General features: G+C 65.9%; 15 protein-coding genes. 4 read left to right on the plus strand and 11 right to left on the minus strand.

What is annotated here, in order from left to right; all coding sequences use genetic code 11:
- Positions 1–60 precede the first annotated feature (60 nt).
- From ACP69V_RS08415 to ACP69V_RS08425, 3 genes are all read left to right on the plus strand, one after another.
- Entirely contained in the window at positions 61–1,668 is a 1,608-nt protein-coding gene (locus tag ACP69V_RS08415; RefSeq protein ID WP_426023458.1) for a DEAD/DEAH box helicase, read from the plus strand.
- Between the two features lie 111 nt (positions 1,669–1,779).
- Positions 1,780–2,829 carry a GGDEF domain-containing protein gene (locus ACP69V_RS08420; protein WP_426023459.1) on the plus strand — a complete coding sequence of 350 codons (1,050 nt, stop codon included), beginning with the start codon at positions 1,780–1,782 and terminating at the stop codon, positions 2,827–2,829.
- A 40-nt stretch (positions 2,830–2,869) separates the two neighbouring features.
- On the plus strand, positions 2,870–3,619 hold the full coding sequence (locus ACP69V_RS08425) for a lysophospholipid acyltransferase family protein (RefSeq protein WP_426023460.1): 750 nt from the start codon (positions 2,870–2,872) through the stop codon (positions 3,617–3,619).
- A gap of 154 nt (positions 3,620–3,773) precedes the next feature.
- On the opposite strand, the gene ACP69V_RS08430 is transcribed toward ACP69V_RS08425, so the two are convergent.
- The 10 genes from ACP69V_RS08430 to ACP69V_RS08475 form a co-directional block, all read right to left on the minus strand.
- Positions 3,774–4,130, minus strand: a complete 357-nt coding sequence (locus tag ACP69V_RS08430) for a TfoX/Sxy family protein (protein ID WP_426023461.1) — start codon at positions 4,128–4,130, stop codon at positions 3,774–3,776.
- A 1-nt stretch (position 4,131) separates the two neighbouring features.
- Positions 4,132–4,521 (minus strand): HesB/IscA family protein, encoded by a 390-nt coding sequence (locus ACP69V_RS08435; RefSeq protein WP_426023462.1) that lies wholly within the window; start codon positions 4,519–4,521, stop codon positions 4,132–4,134.
- Entirely contained in the window at positions 4,521–4,910 is a 390-nt protein-coding gene (locus ACP69V_RS08440) for an SUF system Fe-S cluster assembly protein (protein WP_159850384.1), read from the minus strand. The genes ACP69V_RS08435 and ACP69V_RS08440 overlap by 1 nt, the downstream gene beginning before the upstream one ends.
- Before the next feature lie 4 nt (positions 4,911–4,914).
- The gene (locus ACP69V_RS08445) at positions 4,915–6,111 is read right to left on the minus strand and encodes an aminotransferase class V-fold PLP-dependent enzyme (protein ID WP_426023463.1); all 1,197 of its coding nucleotides are present in this window, start codon (positions 6,109–6,111) and stop codon (positions 4,915–4,917) included.
- Positions 6,112–6,260: 149 nt separating this feature from the next.
- Positions 6,261–7,283, minus strand: a complete 1,023-nt coding sequence (sufD, locus tag ACP69V_RS08450; RefSeq protein ID WP_426023464.1) for a Fe-S cluster assembly protein SufD — start codon at positions 7,281–7,283, stop codon at positions 6,261–6,263.
- Positions 7,280–8,029 (minus strand): Fe-S cluster assembly ATPase SufC, encoded by a 750-nt coding sequence (sufC, locus tag ACP69V_RS08455; RefSeq protein WP_426023465.1) that lies wholly within the window; start codon positions 8,027–8,029, stop codon positions 7,280–7,282. Before sufC ends, sufD begins: the two co-directional genes overlap by 4 nt.
- Positions 8,030–8,037: 8 nt before the next feature.
- Positions 8,038–8,397 carry a hypothetical protein gene (locus ACP69V_RS08460; protein WP_426023466.1) on the minus strand — a complete coding sequence of 120 codons (360 nt, stop codon included), beginning with the start codon at positions 8,395–8,397 and terminating at the stop codon, positions 8,038–8,040.
- A complete protein-coding gene (gene sufB, locus ACP69V_RS08465) occupies positions 8,397–9,863 on the minus strand; it encodes a Fe-S cluster assembly protein SufB (protein WP_426023467.1) in 1,467 nt (488 codons plus the stop codon). The genes ACP69V_RS08460 and sufB overlap by 1 nt, the downstream gene beginning before the upstream one ends.
- On the minus strand, positions 9,863–11,002 hold the full coding sequence (locus tag ACP69V_RS08470; protein WP_426023468.1) for a cysteine desulfurase family protein: 1,140 nt from the start codon (positions 11,000–11,002) through the stop codon (positions 9,863–9,865). The genes sufB and ACP69V_RS08470 overlap by 1 nt, the downstream gene beginning before the upstream one ends.
- Entirely contained in the window at positions 10,999–11,481 is a 483-nt protein-coding gene (locus tag ACP69V_RS08475; protein ID WP_426023469.1) for an Rrf2 family transcriptional regulator, read from the minus strand. The genes ACP69V_RS08470 and ACP69V_RS08475 overlap by 4 nt, the downstream gene beginning before the upstream one ends.
- Before the next feature lie 158 nt (positions 11,482–11,639).
- On the opposite strand from ACP69V_RS08475, the gene ACP69V_RS08480 reads away from it, so the two are divergent.
- Complete coding sequence (locus ACP69V_RS08480; RefSeq protein WP_135195434.1) at positions 11,640–12,290, plus strand: alpha/beta hydrolase; 651 nt, start codon at positions 11,640–11,642, stop codon at positions 12,288–12,290.
- Positions 12,291–12,334: 44 nt separating this feature from the next.
- Here ACP69V_RS08480 and ACP69V_RS08485 read toward each other — a convergent pair whose 3' ends face one another.
- Positions 12,335–12,919: a TetR/AcrR family transcriptional regulator gene (locus tag ACP69V_RS08485; RefSeq protein WP_426023470.1), complete on the minus strand. Its 585-nt coding sequence runs from the start codon at positions 12,917–12,919 to the stop codon at positions 12,335–12,337.
- Between the last annotated feature and the right edge of the window lie 55 nt (positions 12,920–12,974).

The raw sequence follows: 12,974 nt of genomic DNA on the forward strand, positions 1-12,974 counted from the left end.
CCCAAAGAGGGGCGGTTCCGTTGCTGCTATGCACGCAGACGCTTTCCACCCCAAGGATTCATGACCGAATTTTCCCAACTGGGCCTCTCGCCCACGACCCTGCAGGCCGTCGCCGACACCGGCTACACGACCGCCACCCCCATTCAGGAACAGGCGATCCCCGTCGCCCTCGCCGGCCGCGACGTGCTGGGCATCGCCCAGACCGGCACCGGCAAGACGGCCGCCTTCACCCTGCCGCTGGTCGATCGCCTGTCCACCGGTCGCGCCCGCGCCCGGATGCCGCGCGCCATCGTCCTGGCCCCGACCCGCGAACTGGCCGACCAGGTCGCCGAAAGCTTCGCCAAATACGCCAAGGGCACCAAACTGACCTGGGTGCTGCTGATCGGCGGCGTCTCCATGGGAGACCAGGTCGCGGCCCTGAACAAAGGCGTCGACGTCCTGATCGCCACGCCGGGCCGCCTGCTGGACCTGTTCGAACGCGGCAAGATGATGCTGAACGGCGTCGAGATCATGGTCGTGGACGAAGCCGACCGCATGCTCGACATGGGCTTCATCCCCGACATCGAGAAGATCTTCAAACTGACGCCGCCGCGTCGCCAGACCCTGTTCTTCTCGGCCACCATGCCGCCCGAGATCACCCGCCTGACGGCCGCCTTCCTCAAGGATCCGACCCGGATCGAGGCCTCGCGCCCGGCGATGACCGCCGACACCATCACCCAGTATGTCGTCCGCATTCCGACCTCGGACCCCAAGGCCAAGCGCACCGCCCTGCGCGCCCTGGTCGGCCGTGAGGACGTGCGCAACGGCATCGTCTTCTGTAATCGCAAATCTGAAGTCGACATCGTCGCCAAGTCGCTGAAGCAGCACGGCTTCGACGCCGCGCCGATCCACGGCGACCTGGACCAGTCGCAACGCACCAAGACCCTGGCGGACTTCCGCTCGGGCGCGCTGAAGATCCTGGTGGCTTCCGACGTCGCCGCGCGCGGCCTGGATATCCCGGACGTCAGCCACGTCTTCAACTACGACGTCTCGCACCACGCCGACGACTACGTCCACCGCATCGGCCGCACCGGCCGCGCGGGCAAGCTGGGCCAGGCCTTCATGATCGTGACCCCGGCCGACGACAAGTCGCTGGATAAGGTGCTGAAACTGATCAAGATGGACCCGCAGGAGCTGGTTCTGGACGGCATCGACTTCGCCGCCATCAAGGACGGCCCCGCCCGCGACGACAAACGCTCCGGCGGACGCGAACGCACGGGCGACCGCAGCCGCAGCCGCTCGCGTAATAGCGGCGCCCCCGCCGCCGAGCCGACCGAAGTAGTCGCCGCCGTCGCGGCGCCCCAGGCTGCTCAGCCTCAAGAAACCGAAGCGCCCCGCAGCCGCAGCCGTCGCAAGGCCCGTCCGGAAGCCGCCGCAGTAGAAGTGGCCGCCCCTGCTCCGGTCGTGGTCGAAGCCGTCGAGACGGTCGAAGCGGTCGAAACACCCCGCGCCCCGCGTCCGGACCGTGCAGAGCGTCCCGACCGCGCGGACCGCGAGCCTCATCTGCTGCAATCCGACCGTCGCGGCGACCGCAAGGCCGCCAAGGACGACACGCAGCGTCAGGGCGTGCGCGGCTTTGGCGACGACATCCCGGCCTTCCTGCGCCGTCCGGTCGTCGTGCGCGCCTGAATTCGCACATAAACGGCGCGGTGAACTCCCGCGCCGTTTACCCTGCATTACGGAACACTCCTTAGTGTCCGCCCCGAGATGGCTCCAGAACAGGAGCCAAGGGGAAGAAGAATGTCCAATCAGGTCGAGACGTCGCTCCGGGGTCCACAAGCCTACGCCCTGGCGCGTGATGTCATCGCCGAAATGGAAAAAGCGGGCGTCTGGCCGACGCCATTGAACTTCGAACTTTGGCTGCATTATCTCAACGATCCTGACGGCGCCCTAGCCCAGGAAATCCGACGCCTTCTCGCACAGTCCACGGTCATCACCGACAAGACGTCGGAGATGCTGGCCGCCGAGTTCCTGCCGCGTGGGCGTCTGCCGGATCAGATCCGTGACGTCGGCGCCGTCCTCGACCGCGAACTGGCCAGCGTCGCCAGCGCCATCGCCATGGCCCACAAGACCCAGGCCGACTATGGCGAGACCCTCGCCGACGCCTCCCACTCCATGGAAACCGTCGGGGACTCGTTGTCGCTCAAGGATCTGGTCGGCGGCCTGTCGACCGCCACCAACCGCGTGCGCCGCGAAACCGCGATCCTGGAAAAACGCCTGGAGAAGTCCAACAAGGAAGTCATCCGCCTGCGCGAAAACCTGGAACAGGTGCGCCGCGACGCCATGACGGACGCCCTGACCAACCTGGCCAACCGCAAGGCTTTCGACGAACGGCTGGAGGCCGCCTGCGCCGAGGACGATGGATCGCCGCTCAGCCTGGCCATCCTCGACATCGACCACTTCAAGCGGTTCAACGACACCTGGGGCCACCAGACCGGCGATCAGGTGCTGCGCTATGTCTCCACCGTGCTGTCCAACATCTGCGGCAAGACCCGGTTCGCCGCCCGGTTCGGTGGCGAGGAGTTCGCGATCATCTTCCCCGGCGAGGGCGCGGGCGTGGTCATGGCGGCGCTGGAAAGCATCCGCAACGACGTGGCCTCGCGCGCTTTGCGCCGCCGCTCGACGAATGACGACCTCGGCTCGGTGACCCTCTCGTCCGGCTTCGCTCTGCGTCAGAGGGGCGAAACCGCCGCCAGCCTGCTGGAACGCGCCGACGCCGCGCTTTACGAATCCAAGCGCGCCGGTCGAAACTGCGTCACGCCCGCGTCGTCGCTCGAAAAGGCGGCCTGAGCGGGCCTGACAAGGCCAAGCTTTCTGCCATAGTCGCCCCATGCGCAGCTTCGCCTTCAATGTCGCCTACTGGATCCTTTCGATCGGCTACGGCCTGACGGCGGCCTTCGCGGCGCTCGCGCCCGGTCGCGGTCCCGCCAGTTGGGTCATCCGCCGCTATGTGAAGCGCATGGTCCAGGCCATGGCGATCTTCGCCGGCATCCGGCTGGACGTGCGCGGCAAGGACCGGCTGCCTGAGGGCGCCTTCATCATCGCATCGAAACACCAGAGCTGGGGCGACGGCTTCGCCACCTATGACCAGTTCGACGACATCGCCTTTGTCACCGGCGACCATCTGGAGAAGTTTCCCCTGCTGGGCGGCGTGCTGAAGAAGCTGGGCGCCATCGTCGTCAACAGCTGCGGCGGCCATGAAGCCCGCAAGGCCCTGGCTATGCGCGCCGCAGAGGCCCGCGCCGAGAACCGCAAGATCCTGATTTATCCCGAGGGCCACCTCGCCCCCGTCGGTCAGAAGTTCAAATACCGTTCCGGCGTCTGGCACATGTACCGCGACTTCGACATGCCCGTCGTGCCGCTGGCCACCAACCTCGGCGTCTTTTGGCCCGAGGAGAAATACGAAAAACACCCCGGCACAGCCACGCTGGAGTTCCTGGAACCCATCCCCGTCGGACTGCCCAAGGATGAGTTTCTGGCGCGCCTGGAAGCCGTCATCGAAACCCGCACCGCCGAACTGGTCGCCCATGCGACGGGTCAGCCGGTCACGCCCGCCGTGCTGATGGAAGCGCCGAAATAGAACCTGTCTCCTCCCCGCTTCGCGGGGAGGTGGCGCGGCGCTTCTTCAGCGCCGTGACGGAGGGGTTCTTCACCGCATCGTAGACATCTGTGGGACTTCAAGAGCCCCTCCACCGCTACGCGGTCCCCCTCCCCACAAGTGGGGAGGAGACGAGCTACTTTTTGCTCGGCTTTTTCCCTGCCGCCTTCTTCACCGCAACCTCCAGCGACCGCCGCGCCCAGGCGACCGCTTCGTCGGGATCGTCCAACGCCGTTTCCGGCAAGGTCCAGTATCCCATGCTCATCGTGCGCCCGTCCTTGGTCGGATAGGTAAACTGACGGGAGCCAGCCTCGACGAAGGCCTCGCCCAAGGCGTCGTCGCCCCTCAGCCAGACCACGCCGTTGTCCAGCAGGGCGAACATGACGCCAGATGCATAGACCCCCGCCCCGCCGAACATTCGCTTGATCTCCAGCCGGCCGAGCGCATGGAAATGCTCGCGCACCCATTCGCCGAAGTCGGCGTCGTACGCCATGTCAGTCGGCGGCGACCGGAACGATGGTGACGCTCTCGCCGCAACCGCAGGCGTCGGTCTGGTTCGGATTGTTGAACACGAACTTGGACGCCAGGCGGGTCGTCTCGTAGTCGATCTCGGTGCCGATCAGGAACAGCACGGCCTTGGGTTCGATCAGAATGGTGACGCCCTTGTCCTCAACCACCTCGTCCAGGGGACCGACCTCGTCGGCATAGGCGAAGGTGTATTCCTGCCCCGCGCAGCCGCCGTTCTTGACCCCGATCCTCAAACCGATGTGGTCGTTCTCGGCATTGTCCAGAATTTCGCGTACGCGTTCGGCGGCGGCGTCGGTCAGGGTGACGGCCTTGGGGCGCGGACGACGCGGACGGGATGTGGTTTGAAGCTCGGTCATCAGAACATGTTCAGGGCCAGCTTGGCCTCGTCGCTCATCTTGGAACTGTCCCACGGCGGGTCGAACACCAGATTGGCCTTGGCGCTGCGCACGCCCTCGACCTTCTCGACCGCCGTCTCGACCCAGCCCGGCATTTCGCCCGCGACCGGACAGCCTGGCGCCGTCAGCGTCATGTCCACCACAACGTCGCGGTCGTCGTTGACGTCCACGCGGTAGATCAGGCCCAGCTCATAGATGTCCACCGGGATTTCCGGGTCATAGACAGACTTCAACGCCTCAATCAGCTGATCGGTCAGCGTGTCCAGCTCGGCCTGCGACAGGGCGCTCTTCTGGGGTTCGTCCCAGGCGTCCTTGAAGGCGTCGCTGTCTTGAATAGGTTGATCTGTCATCAGCTTACACGAAGAAGTTCCGCGCCTTGATCAGCGCATCCACGAAGGCGTCGGCATCCTCCACGGTGTTATATAGGGCGAAGGAGGCGCGGGTGCTCGACGTCACACCCATTCTTTTCGCCAGCGGCTCGGCGCAATGCAGCCCGGCCCGCACGGCGACGCCGTAACGGTCCATGATCTGGGCCACGTCATGGGCATGCGCCCCCTCGACGGCGAAGGTCAGAATGGCGCCCTTGCCTTGCGCCTGGCCCAGGATGCGAAGCCACCCCTGGCCGTCCAACCGATCCACGGCGCGCTGATACAGCGCATGTTCGTGCGCCTGCACCGCCGCGCGGTCGTATTGCGCCAGCCATTCCAGCGCCACACCTAGGCCGATGGCCTCCAGGATGGGCGGCGTCCCCGCCTCGAACCGGTGCGGCGGCTTGGCGTAGGTCACGCGGTCCCGCTCGACCGTCTCGATCATCTCGCCCCCGCCTTGATAGGGCGGCAGCGCCTCTAGCGCCTCGGCCTTGCCGTACAAGGCGCCGATGCCGGTCGGGGCGAACAGCTTGTGGCCGGTCAGGACATAGAAGTCGCAACCGATGGCCTGCACGTCCGGCGTCGCATGGACTGCGCCCTGACACCCGTCGATCAGCACCTGGGCGCCGGCTGCATGCGCCAGACGCGTGATCTCAGCGACCGGATTGATGGTTCCCAGCACGTTCGACATATGGGTGACCGCGACCATCCGCGTCTTCGGCCCCAGCAGGTCGGCATAGGCCGCCATGTCCAGCGACCCGTCGTCCAGCACCGGGATCCACTTGATCACCGCCCCGCGCCGTTCGCGCAGCAGATGCCAGGGCACGATATTGGAATGGTGCTCCATCTCCGAGACGATGATCTCGTCGCCCGGCTCGATGCTCAGCCCCAGCCCGTTGGCCACCAGGTTGATCGCTTCGGTCCCGCCCTTGGTCCAGACGACCTGCTCGGGGCTTTCGGCGTTGAGGAACCGCGCGACGATCTCGCGCGCCTTCTCGAACGCCTCGGTCGCCTCGTTCGACAGGGTGTGAAGGCCGCGGTGGACGTTGGCGTAGCCGCCCTCCATCGTCGCCACCAGGGCGTCGATCACCGCGCGCGGCTTCTGGGCCGAGGCCGCATTGTCCAGATAGACCAGCGGCTTGCCGTTCACCTGTCGCGACAGGATCGGGAACTGTGCCCGCACGGCATAGGGATCAAATCCTCCCCCGTCGGGGGAGGGGGACCGCGAAGCGGTGGAGGGGGCTAACCGCGAGGCCGGTGTCTGGGGCGAGCCCCATCCACCACCCTTCGGGCGGTCCCCCTCCCCCTGCGCTACGCTTGGAGGAGGATTATTCACAACCGCGCCGTCAGCCATTCCCGCGCCACCTCTCTCGCGCCTTCATGTTCGATCCGGTCGATGACCTCGATCAGGAAGGCTTGGGTCAGCAGGGCGCGGGCCTCGTCGGCCGGAATGCCGCGCTGCTGCATGTAGAACAGGGCGCTCTCGTCCAGCGTCCCCACTGTGTTGCCGTGCGCGCACTGCACGTCGTCGGCATAGATGATCAGTTCCGGCTTGGCGTCGATCTCGGCCCGTTCCGACGCGATCAGGGCGTGATGGCCCATGCGCGCATCCGTGCCGTCCGCCCCGCGCTCGACCACGATCTTGCCCTGGAAGACGCCGCGCGCCGTGTCGCGCGCCACGCCCTTGATCAACTGGCTGGTCGCGCCGTCGTGCTCGACGTGGCGCACCACGCTGGTCAGGTCGGCGTGACGCGATCCGTTCAGCAGATACAGGCCGTCGGCCTGCACATGCGCGCCCTGGGCATAGTGTGTGATGCGGGTCTCGATCCGCTGCAGCTTGGCGCCGGTCGTGACGATGGTCTGGCGATAGACGCCGCCCGCCTCGACCTTCACATGGGCCTCGGCGATGGAGATGGCGTCCTCAGGCTCTTCGATCAGGACGACGCGCGTCACCTCGGCGCCGGCCGCCACGTCCAGCTCCAGCGTATTGTGCGCCACATAGGCCGACCCCGCGCCCTCGTGCGTCTCCAGCAGCAGCAGCTTGGCGCCCGCGCGCGCCGAAACCCGCGCCCCGGCCGTGTGGCCCGTCCCGACCGCGTCGGAGATATAGCGCAGCCGAAGCGTCTGTTCGCCCGAGGCGATGAAGTCGGTCACGCCCACGGCGCGCCCATTGGCGAAGACGATCGCTTCTCCGCCCAGATCGTAGAACGGCCCTGGCGGCCCGACCGCCGCCGTGCCCGAAGGCTCCGGCGCCGCGCGAAGCCAGCGCTTCAGGTCACTGTATTTCCACGCCTCCGTCCGCCGTGACGGAAAGGTTTCGGCGTCGGTCAGGTCGATGGCGAAGGCTGCGCTCATGCCGGTTCCAGAAGATACTTGTCATATCCTTCCGCCTCCAACTGATGCGCCAGCTCCGGCCCGCCCGAGGCCACGATCCGGCCGCCGGCCAGCACATGGACCCGGTCCGGTTTGATGTAGTCGAGCAGGCGCTGATAGTGGGTGATGACCAGCATGGCCCGGTCGGGACGACGCAGGGCGTTGACCCCCTCCGACACGATCCGCAAGGCGTCGATGTCGAGGCCGGAATCGGTCTCGTCCAGGATCAGCAGCGACGGCTCCAGCAGGGCCATCTGCAGGATCTCCATCCGCTTCTTCTCGCCGCCGGAGAAGCCGACATTCAGCGGCCGCTTCAGCATGTCGAAGTCCATCTTCAGCGCCTTGGACGCCTCGCGGACCAGCTTCAGGAAGGCCGGCGCCGCCACCTCCTCCTCGCCCCGCGCACGCTTCTGCGCATTCAGCGCCGTCCGCACGAAGGTCAGGGCCGGCACGCCGGGGATTTCGATCGGATACTGGAAAGAAAGAAAGACGCCCTTGGCCGCGCGCTCGGCCGGGTCCAGCGCCAGCAGATCCTCGCCCGCCCATTTGACCGCGCCCTCGGTCGCCTCATAGCCCGGCCGACCCGACAGGGCGTAACCCAGCGTCGACTTGCCGGCGCCGTTCGGCCCCATGATGGCGTGCACCTCGCCGGCGGGAACGTCGAGCGTCAGTCCCTTGAGGATCGGCTTGTCGCCGACGGAGACGTGGAGGTTGGATATAGAGAGCATTGGCGGCCTTAACGCGACAGGAAGCAGCCGACGGCGTCGCCGCGGATGCTGTAGATTTTCAGGGAGTCGCCTTCGCGTCCAACGAGCGCAAAATCGGCATCGTCGCGCGGATCGTAGGCGAGCAGCATTTTGTCGCCGTCATCAGCGACAATCGGCACGGGCCGAGTGAAAGCTCCGCCGCGGGCTTGGTCGTAGTCCTGGACCTCGGCAAGGTATGGCTCGACTAACGCGGATCGCATTTCGGTGAGCCCTTCCTCGAACCATTGGCGCGGCAGTGGGGAGCCAAGCGCGTCAGGATGCGGTGACTGTATGTCGTAGGTCTCAAGGTCCCGCAGGACGCGAGCGCGAAGCGTATGCAGATCGGTCACTATCCCACACTCCCCTCAAGCGAGATCGCCACCAGCTTCTGCGCTTCGACGGCGAACTCCATCGGCAGCTTCTGCATCACGTCGCGGACGAAGCCGTTGACCAGCAGGGCCACCGCCTCCTCCTGCGACAGGCCGCGCTGCTGGGCGTAGAACATCTGGTCGTCGCTCAAGCGCGTCGTCGTCGCCTCGTGCTCCAGCTGGGCCGAGCCGTTGCGGGCCTCGATATAGGGGATGGTGTGCGAGCCGCACTCTTTCCCGATCAGAAGGCTGTCGCACTGGGTGAAGTTGCGCACCCCCGTCGCCTTAGGATGCACCGAGACCAGGCCACGATAGGTCGAGTCCGACTTCCCCGCCGACACCGCCTTGGCGATGATCCGCGACTTGGTGTTCTTGCCCAAATGGATCATCTTGGTGCCGGTGTCGGCCTGCTGATGTCCGTTGGTGATGGCGATGGAGTAGAACTCGCCCGAGCTGTCGTCGCCCTTCAGGATGCAGGACGGATATTTCCACGTCACGGCCGAACCGGTCTCGACCTGGGTCCAGCTGACCTTCGACCGATCGCCCCGGCAGTCGGCGCGCTTGGTGACGAAGTTGTAGATGCCGCCCTTGCCCTCGGCGTCGCCGGGGTACCAGTTCTGGACCGTCGAATATTTCACCTCGGCGTCGTCCAGAGCCACGATCTCGACCACGGCCGCGTGCAGCTGGTTCTCATCGCGCATCGGCGCGGTGCAGCCCTCCAGATAGGAGCAATAGCTGCCCTTGTCGGCGATGATCAGGGTCCGCTCGAACTGGCCCGTCTGTGACGCATTGATGCGGAAATAGGTCGACAGCTCCATCGGGCAGCGCACGCCCGGCGGGATGTAGACGAACGACCCGTCCGAAAAGACCGCGCTGTTAAGCGCCGCGAAATAGTTGTCCGAGACCGGCACCACCGACCCCAGATATTTCCGCACCAGTTCAGGATATTCGCGCAAGGCCTCGGAAATTGGCATGAAAATCACGCCAACCTTGGCCAGTTCCTCCTTGAAGGTGGTGACCACGCTGACCGAGTCGAACACGGCGTCCACCGCGACGCGCGGCGCGCCCTGCACCCCTGCCAGCACCTCCTGTTCCTTCAGAGGGATGCCCAGCTTCTTGTAGATTTCCAGGATCTCGGGATCGACCTCGTCCAGAGACTTCGGTCCTTCCTTCTGCTTGGGTGCGGCATAGTAGAACAGCGACTGGTAATCGACCGGCTCGTACTTCACCGCCGCCCAAGTCGGCTCCTCCATCGCCAGCCAGCGCTCATAGGCGGCGAGACGCCATTCCAGCATCCATGCTGGCTCGCCCTTCTTCTCGGAGATGAAGCGCACGATCTCGGCGCTCAGGCCGCGCGGCGCGTATTCCGTCTCGATGTCCGAGGTGAAGCCGTGCTCGTACTTTTCCAGCGCGGCGACGGCGTCGATGGTTTCCTTGACGGCGGCCATCAGGCGACCTCTCTCACGCGCTCGGCGGCGCGTGCCTTGTGCTTCGTATAGGCGGCGATCCAGGCGTCGGCGAACCGCACCCAGTCACCTTCAATCGTTCCCCAGCCGCCGGAAACGCGCACGCCCCCGGTCGCCAGAGCGTTCAATCCCATGGCGCTGATGGTCTTGGACGGCTTGACCTTGCCCGACGAACAGGCCGAGCCCGCCGACACCATGACCCCAGCCAGATCGAGTGTGATCAACTGTTGAGGACTATCCCAACCCTCGACCGCCATGAACAGGGTGTTGGGCAGGCGTTCGGCGTCACCGCCAATAACGGTCGCCCCAGCAGCCTTCACCTTCGCCTCTGCGGCGTCGCGCCAACCGACGTGCGACTGCATCTTCTCCAAATCCCGCACGGCGCAGTCTGCGGCCACGCCGAACCCGGCGATGCCAGGCACGTTCTCGGTACCGGCGCGCAGACCCCGCTCCTGTCCGGCGCCATGCAGGATGCGCACGCCCGACACGCCTTCCTTGAAGATCAACGCCCCCACGCCCTGCGGCCCGCCCAGCTTGTGCGCCGACAGGGTCAGGCTGTCCGCGTCCAGCGCCCGCATATCGACCGGGATCTTGCCCGCCGACTGGATCGCATCGACATGCAGCCAGCCGCCCGCCGCCCGCACCAGGGCGGCGGCCTCGACCACCGGCTGGATCACACCGCTCTCGTTGTTCGCATGATGGATGGCGACCACGGCACGGCCCGGACGGCTCAGCGCCTGCGCCAGCCAATCCAGATTGACCACGCCGTTCGCATCGACCGGCAACACCTCGACCGGCGCACCCGCATTCGCCGCAGCCTCCGCCACGCACGGATGTTCGGTCGCCGACACGATCAACCGCTCGCATCCGGCCGCCAGGGCGCTGGCGATGCCCTGCGCATTCGCCTCGGTCCCGCCGCTGTTGAACACCACCGCCGTCGGATCGGCGCCGACCAGATCGCCGACCTGGGCCCGCGCCGTCTCCACCCGCGCCCGCGCCCGCCGTCCGGCGGCATGGACCGCCGACGGATTGCCGTTGTCGGCCAGGGCGCGCGCTATGACGTTCTGCACTTCCGGCCGAACCAGGCCCGAGGCGTTGTAATCCAGATAGACGCCGGTCATGCCGCCACCCCCACAGCTTGCGGCGGTTCGACATTGCGGCGACGCTGGCCCGTGCGGTTCATCACCACATCCTCCAGCGACACCCCGGCCAGATAGCGATGGATCTCGTCGCCCAGGTCTTCCCACAGATTGTGGGTAATGCAGCGTTCGCCGGCCAGCATGCAGCCCTTGGGCGACCCGTGCGCCACACAGCGCGTCGCGCGGATCGGTTCGTCCACCGCCAGCACGATCTCGGCCACCACCGTTTCGTGCGCAGTCTTGGCCAGGCGATAGCCGCCACCGGGTCCACGCACGCTCTTGACCAGCTCACTCTTGCGCAACCGGGCGAACAACTGCTCCAGATAGCTCAGCGAAATTTCCTGGCGCGCGGCGATCTCGGCCAGCGAAACCGCCCGGATTTCGCCGCTCTCGCCGCGTCCGTTCTTGGCCAGATCGGCCATCGCCATCACGGCGTATCGTCCCTTGGTCGACAGACGCATATTGCAGCCTCAAAAATTGCGCGCTTTTCGGGGCTCTTGTGCTAGAACCCGCGCCTTCGCGAAGGCGGCGTGCTTGCGGAGGGACTTAGAAAGTCCCACCTCCTTGGTCAAGTATTACGCACCTGCGAAATGACAGTTGAACGGATTCCAGAGCCCCTATGCCTGAAGTCATCCTGCCCGGCGCCTCCGGTCGCATCGAAGGCCGCTATTCCCCGGGCAAGCGCCCGAACGCACCGATCGCGCTGATCCTGCACCCGCACCCCAAGGCGGGCGGGCATATGAACAACCCGGTGACGGTCACCCTGCACCAGCTGTTCCAGCAGCGCGGCTTCGCCACCCTGCGCTACAATTCGCGCGGCGTCGGCAAGTCACAGGGCGAGTTCGATTCGGGCATCGGCGAACTCGCCGACGCCGCCACGGCCCTCGACTGGCTTCAGACGAACAATCCCGGCGCCAGCCAGACCTGGGTCGGCGGTTATCAGTTCGGCGCCTATATCGGCATGCAGCTTCTGATGCGCCGCCCGGAAACGGACGGCTTCATCTCGGTCTCGCCGCCGTCGAACATGTACGACTTCAGCTTCCTGGCCCCTTGCCCGGCGTCCGGCCTGTTCCTGCACGGCACGGCCGACACCGTCGTGCCTCCGGTCGAGGTCGAGCGCGTGGTCAACAAGCTGCGCACCCAGAAGGGCATCATCATCGACTACGAACTGGAAGAAGGCGCGAGCCACTTCTGGCAGGACCACATGAGCGCCGTCGATCGCCGCGTCGGCGCCTATCTGGACAAGCGTCTGGAAGAAAAGCCGGCCTGACCAGGGCTTGGGTTCAGGCCGCGAAAGCCAAGTCGGTCTGAGCTTCAAACCCGCCGCAACAGCCCTCCGACAAGATGCCGGAAAGCGTCTACGGCGCGTTCAAAGACCCTCTCCGGCTCATCGGCTGCGGCCACCCACAAGGCAGCGTTCAACGCGGCGCCGTTCACCAGATGGGCTGCGGCCTCCGCATTCATCGGCTTGACGATTCCATCGTCGATCAGCGCCTGGATCAACTGGGTCGTGGTGCGCAGGCACGCCGTCTGATTGGGCCACCGCGAGGGATCGCCCAGCACCGCCGGTCCGTCCAGCAGCATGATGCGCTGGATTTCCGGCTCCAGCGACATTTCGATATAGGCGACACCCTCGGCAACGAAGGCGTCCCAGGGCGGCAGCCCCTCGCCCGCCGCACGCATCCGCACCAGCATCTCCGCGTCGATCTGGTCGATCACCGCCTGTAGCAAGCCCTTCTTGTCACCAAAATTATGATAGAGCGCGCCGCGCGTCAGTCCGGCCTCGGCGGTCAGATCGTCCATCGACGCCGCTGCATAGCCTTGGGTCGCAAAGGCCTGGCGGGCCGCTGAGACAAGCCGCGCCTTCGTTTCCTCGACCTTTTCTGACCGCGTCGCCAAATCCATCTCCGCATTAACATACGATGCGTATGTAAGTTTGACATACGCGGCGTAT

This window comes from Brevundimonas sp. PWP3-1b1, assembly GCF_049896065.1.
Lineage (GTDB): Bacteria > Pseudomonadota > Alphaproteobacteria > Caulobacterales > Caulobacteraceae > Brevundimonas > Brevundimonas intermedia_B.

Coding starts and splice junctions, on each gene's coding strand:
- sufC (WP_426023465.1), bottom strand. CDS start 8,029: ATGCTCTCTATATCCAACCTCCACGTCTCCGTCGGCGACAAGCCGATC.
- ACP69V_RS08420 (WP_426023459.1), top strand. CDS start 1,780: ATGTCCAATCAGGTCGAGACGTCGCTCCGGGGTCCACAAGCCTACGCC.
- ACP69V_RS08415 (WP_426023458.1), top strand. CDS start 61: ATGACCGAATTTTCCCAACTGGGCCTCTCGCCCACGACCCTGCAGGCC.
- ACP69V_RS08470 (WP_426023468.1), bottom strand. CDS start 11,002: ATGACCGGCGTCTATCTGGATTACAACGCCTCGGGCCTGGTTCGGCCG.
- ACP69V_RS08430 (WP_426023461.1), bottom strand. CDS start 4,130: ATGGCGTACGACGCCGACTTCGGCGAATGGGTGCGCGAGCATTTCCAT.
- ACP69V_RS08480 (WP_135195434.1), top strand. CDS start 11,640: ATGCCTGAAGTCATCCTGCCCGGCGCCTCCGGTCGCATCGAAGGCCGC.
- ACP69V_RS08475 (WP_426023469.1), bottom strand. CDS start 11,481: ATGCGTCTGTCGACCAAGGGACGATACGCCGTGATGGCGATGGCCGAT.
- ACP69V_RS08425 (WP_426023460.1), top strand. CDS start 2,870: ATGCGCAGCTTCGCCTTCAATGTCGCCTACTGGATCCTTTCGATCGGC.
- sufB (WP_426023467.1), bottom strand. CDS start 9,863: ATGGCCGCCGTCAAGGAAACCATCGACGCCGTCGCCGCGCTGGAAAAG.
- sufD (WP_426023464.1), bottom strand. CDS start 7,283: ATGAGCGCAGCCTTCGCCATCGACCTGACCGACGCCGAAACCTTTCCG.
- ACP69V_RS08435 (WP_426023462.1), bottom strand. CDS start 4,521: ATGACCGAGCTTCAAACCACATCCCGTCCGCGTCGTCCGCGCCCCAAG.
- ACP69V_RS08440 (WP_159850384.1), bottom strand. CDS start 4,910: ATGACAGATCAACCTATTCAAGACAGCGACGCCTTCAAGGACGCCTGG.